The sequence below is a fragment of the Mesorhizobium sp. M7A.F.Ca.US.014.04.1.1 genome, assembly GCF_003998745.1.
GTDB lineage: Bacteria > Pseudomonadota > Alphaproteobacteria > Rhizobiales > Rhizobiaceae > Mesorhizobium > Mesorhizobium ciceri.
Window position 1 is genome coordinate 1 of the sequence record NZ_RZRW01000310.1, and the last position, 6,986, is coordinate 6,986.

General features: G+C 64.6%; 7 protein-coding genes and 1 pseudogene. 4 read left to right on the forward strand and 4 right to left on the reverse strand.

Annotated elements, in window-relative coordinates; translation table 11 throughout:
* Both EOA22_RS20110 and EOA22_RS20115 read right to left on the reverse strand, forming a co-directional pair.
* On the reverse strand, window positions 1–1,090 hold a 1,090-nt coding region (locus EOA22_RS20110), incomplete at its 3' end, for an FAD-dependent oxidoreductase (protein WP_164755664.1).
* 61 nt (window positions 1,091–1,151) lie between these two features.
* Entirely contained in the window at window positions 1,152–2,045 is an 894-nt protein-coding gene (locus tag EOA22_RS20115) for a dihydrodipicolinate synthase family protein (protein WP_024502892.1), read from the reverse strand.
* A 69-nt stretch (window positions 2,046–2,114) separates the two neighbouring features.
* Here EOA22_RS20115 and EOA22_RS20120 point away from each other — a divergent pair, with 69 nt between their 5' ends.
* Window positions 2,115–2,807, forward strand: a complete 693-nt coding sequence (locus tag EOA22_RS20120) for a GntR family transcriptional regulator (protein ID WP_050596296.1) — start codon at window positions 2,115–2,117, stop codon at window positions 2,805–2,807.
* A gap of 52 nt (window positions 2,808–2,859) precedes the next feature.
* On the opposite strand, the gene EOA22_RS20125 is transcribed toward EOA22_RS20120, so the two are convergent.
* A complete protein-coding gene (locus tag EOA22_RS20125; RefSeq protein ID WP_024502890.1) occupies window positions 2,860–3,159 on the reverse strand; it encodes a hypothetical protein in 300 nt (99 codons plus the stop codon).
* A gap of 217 nt (window positions 3,160–3,376) precedes the next feature.
* Complete coding sequence (locus EOA22_RS20130) at window positions 3,377–4,873, reverse strand: CoA-acylating methylmalonate-semialdehyde dehydrogenase (RefSeq protein WP_013529086.1); 1,497 nt, start codon at window positions 4,871–4,873, stop codon at window positions 3,377–3,379.
* A gap of 217 nt (window positions 4,874–5,090) precedes the next feature.
* Between EOA22_RS20130 and EOA22_RS20135 the strand changes: the two genes are divergently transcribed.
* From EOA22_RS20135 to EOA22_RS20145, 3 genes and pseudogenes are all read left to right on the forward strand, one after another.
* A complete protein-coding gene (locus EOA22_RS20135) occupies window positions 5,091–5,972 on the forward strand; it encodes a LysR family transcriptional regulator (protein ID WP_013529085.1) in 882 nt (293 codons plus the stop codon).
* A gap of 216 nt (window positions 5,973–6,188) precedes the next feature.
* Window positions 6,189–6,632 (forward strand): hypothetical protein, encoded by a 444-nt coding sequence (locus EOA22_RS20140; RefSeq protein WP_063170362.1) that lies wholly within the window; start codon window positions 6,189–6,191, stop codon window positions 6,630–6,632.
* A pseudogene (locus tag EOA22_RS20145) lies at window positions 6,629–6,986 on the forward strand (phosphatidylserine/phosphatidylglycerophosphate/cardiolipin synthase family protein); the annotation flags it as partial. The gene EOA22_RS20140 and the pseudogene EOA22_RS20145, both read left to right, overlap by 4 nt.

Consider the following 6,986-nt stretch of genomic DNA (forward strand, 5'->3'; position numbering starts at 1 on the left):
GCAGGAATTTCTGTGCCTTCTGCAGCAGCGCCTTCGACCTGGCATAATTGGGCGGCCGTTCGATGCCGCCGAGTTCGACGGCGCCGCCGACGCGCAGACCCGTTTCGAGCGGCGTGACGACGAAACCATGGCCGGAGAAGATCAGCATCCGCTTCACGTCGAAGGCACTCGTGGGCAAGGTGGTGTTGTAGCCGCGCTCGGTCTCCAGCGGAATGCGATCGCCGAGTTGCTTAGCCAGCAGATGCGACCAGGCGCCGGCGGCGACGACGAGGTGCCGGGCCTCTCTGGTCGTGCCGTCTGCCAACGTCAGCGTCGCTCCATCCTGATCCGCCGCGACTTGGCTGATCCGGACCAGCTCAAAGCGAGCGCCCTTGGCCTGCGCATAGGTCCACACCGCTTTGCCCAGCAGTTTCGGGTCGGCGACCGTCTTCCATCCCGGCACGAACGTGCCTTTGATGAAGCGCGGCGACAGGCCCGGCTGCAAGGCGGCCAGTTCCTCGCCCTCGACGTGGCGGAAACCGATGCCGAAACGCTTACGCGCCGCCCAGCCGGGCAGCCCGGCCTGAAATTCGGCTTCGCTTTCGTAAAGCTCGAGCGAGCCATCCTCGCGCAGCATCGACCGCGTGCCGGAGCGATCGAGCAAGCCCATCCACTCCGCCTCGGCAAGCTTCATCATGCCTGCTTGAGCGGCAAGGCTCGCCTCGTATTTCCCCGGCGCACCGGCGCGCCAGAAGCGGATCAGCCAGGGCAGAAGCGTCGGCAGGTAGGCGGGCGGGATGCTGAGCGGGCCGAGCGGATCGGCCAGCCATTTCGGCAGCTGCCGCATCATGCCCTTGTGCGCCAGCGGCAGCACGTCGGAGAAGGCGAAGGCGGCGGCATTGCCCGAGCTCGTCACCTCGCAAATGCCTGTGCGATCGAAGACGGTGACCCTGCGTCCCGCCTCAGCGAGAGAAGCAGCGGCACAGATACCGATGATGCCGCCACCGACGATGGCTATGTCCAACCCTTCTCCCCGTTCACGGGGAGAAGGCGCCCGAAGGGCGGATGAGGGGCTGCGCCCCGCTTCTGTCGACTTGGAATTTCCTTGCACGTGGGCGCTGCCCCTTATCTGGCTGCCACCATCTTCTCCCTGCGAACAGGAAGAAGAAGCCTCAGAACTGCGGCAGTGTCGGCCGCACCGCGAGCGCATCCTTGACGATCTTCTCGACGGACTTGCGGCGATCGCCAGACAGCGGCTGTCGCGGCATGCGAACGCGGTCATTTGTGTTGATCGCGAACACTTCGGCAAGCTTGATGTTTTGGACCAGATAGGTCGAGACGTCGAGATCGAGCAGCGGCCGGAACCAGCGGTAGATGCCGAGCGCCTCTTCGCGGCGACCCTGCTTCATCAGCTGGTAGATGGCGACCGTCTCGCGCGGGAACGCGGTGACCAGTCCGGCCACCCAACCGATGGCGCCGACCGACAGCGCCTCGAAGGCCAGATTGTCGACGCCGGTGAACAGGTCGTAGCGAGTGCCCAGGCGATTGATGATCTCGGTCGAACGACGGATGTCGTCGGAGGATTCCTTGATCGCGACAAAGCGCTCGTCCGACGCCAGCTCCTCCATCTGGTCGACGCTGACGTCGACGCGGTAGGCAAGCCGGTTGGAGTAGATCATGACCGGCAGGTCGCCAGCCTGCGCGACCGCGCGCAGCGCCGCGACCGTCTCTTCCGCATTGGTGTGGTAGATCGGGCTCGGCACGACCATCAGGCCGTTGGCGCCTTCCCGGCTCGCGCGCTTGGCGATGCTGGCGGCCTCGCGTGTGCCGGCCTCGTTGACCGTCAGCAGCACCGGCTTCTTGCCGGCGACCTTTTGTGCGGTCTTCAGCACCTCGATCTTCTCATCGGGCGACAGCATCGGCCCCTCGCCGAGCGATCCGCAAACGATGATGCCGTCGCAGCCAGCTTCCATCTGCAGGTTGAAGCAGCGCTCCATCTCGGCATGATCGAGGCGATCATCCGCGGTGAATTTGGTCGTGACGGCAGGAAAAACTCCGGTCCACATGATCATCTCTCCATCTGATATATCACTGGTATATCTATTAACAAACCCGCTGTCAATGCGGAATCCGTTATGATATATTCAAGATATATCAGGAGAGCGCATTTGATATCCACGGCAGCAAGCACCTCGGCGGAGCCGGCCGCGACCAGGGCCTACCATGTGCTCGAGCACATGATCGTCACGCTCGAACTGGCCCCGGCAAGCTTCGTCACCGAGGGCGCCCTGATCGACAGGCTCGGGCTTGGCAGGACACCGGTGCGCGAGGCGATCCAGCGGCTGGCCTGGGAAGGGCTGCTCGACATCAGGCCGCGCGCAGGCATCGCCATCGCCCCGCTGCATCCCGGCGACTGGCTGCGCGTGCTCGACGCGCGTCGCGGCGTCGAGGTGGTGCTGGCCCGCTCGGCCGCCCGCTTCGTCACCCGCGAGGCCGCCGACCTGTTTCACGAAGCAGCGCTTGCCATGCAGAAAGCGGTGATCTCGGGCAACGTGCTTGCCTTCATTCAGGCCGACAAGGCACTTGACGAAGCGTTGGCACTGGCTGCCGACAATCCCTTCGCCGCCCGTTTGGCCGCCCCGTTGCAGACCCACAGCCGCCGCTTCTGGTTCCGCTACAAGGCCGAGACCGGTCTTGCCGAATCCGCCGAGCACCATGTCGCGCTGATCCGCTCGATCCTTGCCGGCGACGAGGAGGCCGCGGCCAAGGATGCCAAACGCCTGATGGCGCTGCTGCGCGGCCACGCCGAAACGGCGGCGACGCGCTGAGCGTCTTTTAATCCGATGCGCTTTCGTCGCCGGTGCTTCCTCGAAGCTCGGATCACGTCCCTGGCAAGGCAGCCGCCGCCATCAACGAACCGTCCCAGCCTTCGCCCGCCGTGATGACGCAGCTCTGACCATGCGTGTCGGTGGCAAGGATCGTCCAGGTGCCCTGGTCGGAGACGAATATCTCAAGAATGACGCTCGGGTTGACCAGGCCGCGCGCAGCCTCGCTTTCGTGGAATTTTTCCCCGAGCGCTTTGATCATATCCGCACGGGCTGCGCATTGCTCCGCCATCGCCGGGACGGCGGCAAACGCGGAAACCGCCGCGAAAAATAGCGTTGCCACAAGACGGGTCATCTGACACCTCCTTGCGCCAGACGATGTCCCCGAAGCTGTCGCCAGCGCCGTTGCTTGATCTGCCGTACCTCCTTGCGGCAGGACTGCAAACCAAGACGGCAGATGCCCACTTGGTTCCATCACATTAGCGTTCACGCAGATAGGGTCGTCGCCGGACTGCAAAAAAGCCCGGGCGCGAGCGCCCGGGCCTCAAATTCAAAATCAATCTGTTGTCCGGTCAGTTCATCGTCGGGATGACGAATTCGGCACCGTCCTTGATCCCGGACGGCCAGCGCGAGGTCACCGTCTTGGTCTTGGTGTAGAAACGGAACGCGTCCGGGCCGTGCTGGTTGAGGTCGCCGAAGGAAGACGCCTTCCAACCGCCGAAGGTGTAGTAGGCGATCGGCACCGGGATCGGCACATTGATGCCGACCATGCCGACCTGGACACGGCTTGCGAAATCGCGCGCGGCATCGCCGTCACGAGTGAAGATGGCGACGCCATTGCCCATCTCGTGGTCGTTGGCGAGCTTGATCGCGCTCTCATAGGTCGGCGCGCGCACAACCGACAGCACCGGCCCAAAGATCTCTTCCTTGTAGATGCGCATGTCCGCGGTGACGTTGTCGAACAGGCAGCCGCCCATATAGTAGCCGTCTTCATAGCCCTGCATGGAGAAGCCGCGGCCGTCGACGACCAGCTTGGCGCCTTCCTTGACGCCGGTGTCGACATAGCCCTTGACCCGCTCCAGGGCTTGGCGCGTCACCAGCGGGCCGAAATCGGCGGAAGAGTCGGTCGAAGGACCGACCTTCAGGCTTTCGACGCGCGGGATCAGCTTTTCCATCAGCCGGTTGGCGGTGTCGTTGCCGACCGGGACGGCAACCGAGATCGCCATGCAGCGTTCGCCGGCCGAGCCGTAGCCGGCGCCGATCAGCGCGTCGACCGTCTGGTCCATGTCGGCATCGGGCATGATGATCATGTGGTTCTTGGCGCCGCCGAAGCACTGCACGCGCTTGCCGGCGGCCGTGCCGCGCGAATAGATGTAGTGGGCGATCGGCGTCGAGCCGACAAAGCCGATGGCCTTGATGTCGGGATCGTCGAGGATGGCGTCGACCACGTCCTTGTCGCCATTGACGACATTGAGGATGCCCGCCGGCAGGCCAGCTTCGAGGAACAGTTCGGCGATGCGCATCGGCACGCCCGGATCGCGCTCCGAAGGCTTCAGGATGAAGGCGTTGCCGCAGGCGATGGCCGGCGCGATCTTCCACAGCGGGATCATTGCCGGGAAGTTGAACGGCGTGATGCCGGCGACGACGCCGAGCGGCTGGCGCATCGAATAGACGTCGATGCCGGGGCCGGCGCCGTCGGTGAATTCACCCTTCATCATGTGTGGCGCGCCGATGCAGACTTCGACCACTTCGAGGCCGCGCTGGATGTCGCCCTTGGCGTCGGCGATCGTCTTGCCGTGCTCGCGCGCCAGGATGTCGGCCAGTTCGTCATAGTCGCGGGCGACCAGTTCGAGAAACTTCATCAGCACGCGCACGCGACGCTGCGGGTTGGTTGCGGCCCATTTCGGCTGCGCAGCCTTGGCGTTCTCCACCGCAGCGCGCAGTTCCGCCTGTGATGCCAGCGCCACCGTGCCGCGCACGGAGCCGTCCATCGGCTGCATGACATCCTGCTTGCGGCCGCTGGTCCCGGCGACGTGCTTGCCGCCGATGAAATGACCATAGTCGATCATGATTTCTCTCCCTTGTTTGTGATGCTGCATTGTCCGCCTTTGGCCGGCGGATGGCAACGCGACGGAGAACGCAACCGTTGTGCGGAAAGTAGATAGCGGTTGACGGACGAGCATCAATTCTCGCAAATGCGAGACCCCGTCTGATAGCAGCAGGGATTGAGAGATTGAGTTTCCACCACAGGACGCGGCGTCAGCGATTGTCATCTGGACCATCCCCATGAACTGGGATGACGTCCGCATCTTCCTTGCCGTGGCGCGTGCCGGCCAGATCCTTGGCGCCGCCAAACGGCTGGAGCTCAACCACGCCACCGTCTCACGCCGCATCGCCGCACTCGAGGATGCGCTTCGGACAAAGCTGTTTCGCCGGCTGACCACCGGCAGCGAGCTGACTCCCGCCGGCGAGCGCTTCCTCGACATTGCCGAGCGCATGGAGGGCGACATGATCGCCGCGCGCTCGACCATATCAGGCGAAGGCGACGATGTTTCCGGCACGGTGCGCATCGGCGCCCCGGACGGTTTTGGCGTTGCCTTCCTGGCCAAACGCCTTGGCGCGCTGACCGCCCTGCACCGCGAACTGACGATCCAGCTTGTGCCGGTGCCGCGCTCCTTCTCCCTGTCGCGCCGCGAGGCGGACATCGCCATCACTGTCGAGCGGCCGACCGAAGGCCGGCTGGTGGCGGGAAAGCTGGTCGACTATTCGCTCGGCCTGTTTGCCTCGCGCGCTTATGTCGATGCCAATGGTCTGCCCAAAACAGCGGCCGAACTCGGCCAGCACACCCTTATCGGCTATGTGCCGGATCTCATTGTCAGCCCTTCGCTCGACTACGCGGCCGAATTCAGCGCGGACTGGCGCACCAGTTTCGCCATCTCCTCGGCGCTCGGCCAGGCCGAAGCAGTGCGCTCGGGCGCCGGCATCGGCATCCTGCACACCTTCGTCGCCCGCTCGATGCCGGAACTCGTGCCGGTCGATGTCGTGGCACCCATCCGCCGCGCCTACTGGCTGGTCTATCACGAATCGGTCAGGCCACTGCGCCGCGTCCAGATCGTCGCCAGCTTCATCACCAAGATGGTGGAGCGGGAGCGGAACCTGTTCGTCTGAGGCATGTCGCCCAAAACTGATCTCGGTTTTGGGCGAACGACATGCATAAACTAAGACGCTAAAGCGCATCGCATGAATCCGATCAAACGCGATACGCTTTGGCCGTGCCGCCTTTTCCTTGCCACAAAACCGGCCAGTGTGGCATCAGGCGTGCGGTCGCCGGCCACGGGCAGGTCGCCGGGTGGGGAACCTTTCAGAAAGCTGGCGCGGATAGACATGCGAGCCGTTCTTGCCATCCTGCCGCTGCTTTTCGTTTCCGCTTGCGCCAATCCGTGGACGAAGGTCCCGGAGGCCGAACTGCCCAAACCGATCCGCTACGCCATGGCGCGGCCTTCGCCTTTCGTCTTCGGCAATTATTGCGGCCCCGGCACCCGCACCGGCGATCTGTCGGCCCGGCCGGTCGACCGCCTCGACGCGGCCTGCCAGACGCATGACGCCTGTTACATCGCCCGCCACAACCATTGCGACTGCGACGGCGCCCTGGTCGCCTCGGCGAAAGCGATCCGTGACGACAACGCAACGCCGCGCAAGATGCGCGGCGAGGCCGAACTGCTGATCGCCACCTTCGCCATTCCCGTCTGCAAGGTCTTCCCGCAGGGCTTCATGCCGCCGCGCGATCCGGCGCAATTGAGCGCCCTGAAGACCGGAGCGGCCGGGTGAAGGGTCGCGCATTCATCGCCGTTGTTCTGTTCGGGCTGGCTGTCCTTGCCGGCTGTGCCGGTACTGGTCGCAATGCCTGCGATCTCCTGCAAGGCCAGAGCGCTTGCGCGCGACCCGCGCTCTCCGCGGAGACAGCTGGGCCGCGGATCGCCGCCGCGCAGTTTTTCGGCGACGCCGGCACCAGCGACTACGAAAAACGCTTCCTGGCGCTGCTCGCCCGCCATCAGCTTGGCGCCATGGACCGCGCCAACGGCACCGGCCCTTTCGGCCACGACCGCCATGAGATCGCCAACAGCGATTTCCAGGCGACCTACCGGACGCTGCAAAAACTGGCCGGGCCGGTTGCCGAAACGC

Bases quoted from the DNA above. Each gene is read 5' to 3' on its own strand.
- EOA22_RS20125 (WP_024502890.1), bottom strand. From the start codon at position 3,159: ATGACCCGTCTTGTGGCAACGCTATTTTTCGCGGCGGTTTCCGCGTTT.
- EOA22_RS20135 (WP_013529085.1), top strand. From the start codon at position 5,091: ATGAACTGGGATGACGTCCGCATCTTCCTTGCCGTGGCGCGTGCCGGC.
- EOA22_RS20120 (WP_050596296.1), top strand. From the start codon at position 2,115: ATGATATATTCAAGATATATCAGGAGAGCGCATTTGATATCCACGGCA.
- EOA22_RS20130 (WP_013529086.1), bottom strand. From the start codon at position 4,873: ATGATCGACTATGGTCATTTCATCGGCGGCAAGCACGTCGCCGGGACC.
- EOA22_RS20115 (WP_024502892.1), bottom strand. From the start codon at position 2,045: ATGTGGACCGGAGTTTTTCCTGCCGTCACGACCAAATTCACCGCGGAT.
- EOA22_RS20140 (WP_063170362.1), top strand. From the start codon at position 6,189: ATGCGAGCCGTTCTTGCCATCCTGCCGCTGCTTTTCGTTTCCGCTTGC.